The sequence below is a fragment of the Streptomyces ipomoeae 91-03 genome (assembly GCF_000317595.1).
Lineage (GTDB): Bacteria > Actinomycetota > Actinomycetes > Streptomycetales > Streptomycetaceae > Streptomyces > Streptomyces ipomoeae.
On record NZ_AEJC01000201.1, the window covers coordinates 1 to 466 of the forward strand.

Genomic DNA, 466 nt, shown 5'->3' on the forward strand with positions numbered 1-466 from the left:
CCCCCACGCACCCGCAGCCGCCCGAATAGCACTTCGCCCGAGCTCTTGGGCACTGTCGGCAGCTCTTAGGCGATGGCGCCCCCGGGACTCTAGGGTGGTGATCCTCGTTGTTGAGGGACGAGAGACAGTCGGGGGCAGCGGAAGGTCGGGAGCGTGGGTAAGAGAAGGCGTGTCGACGAGCGGAAGGCCGCGAAGTCGACGAGGTCGCGGCGGCAGATCGTACTCGGCGGCGTGGCCGTCATGGCCCTCGGAGGCGGCGCGTTCGCCGTGTACACGGTGTTCGGCGGCGGAGCGGCGGCCGAGGACGGTTCGGCGTCGTCCGCCGACGGGAAGGCCGTGAAGACCGGCCCGCTGTCGGCCACCGAGGTCCGCACGGCCGCCACCACCTTCCTCACGGCCTGGCAGAAGGGCTCGGTCGCGAAGGCCGCCGCCGCCACGGACGACGCGACGGCCGCGAAGACCGCGT

The 466-nt window shown here is 71.9% G+C and carries 1 pseudogene; it reads left to right on the plus strand.

Annotated elements, in window-relative coordinates:
- Window positions 1-153 precede the first annotated feature (153 nt).
- A pseudogene (locus STRIP9103_RS13350) lies at window positions 154-466 on the plus strand (penicillin-binding transpeptidase domain-containing protein); the annotation flags it as partial.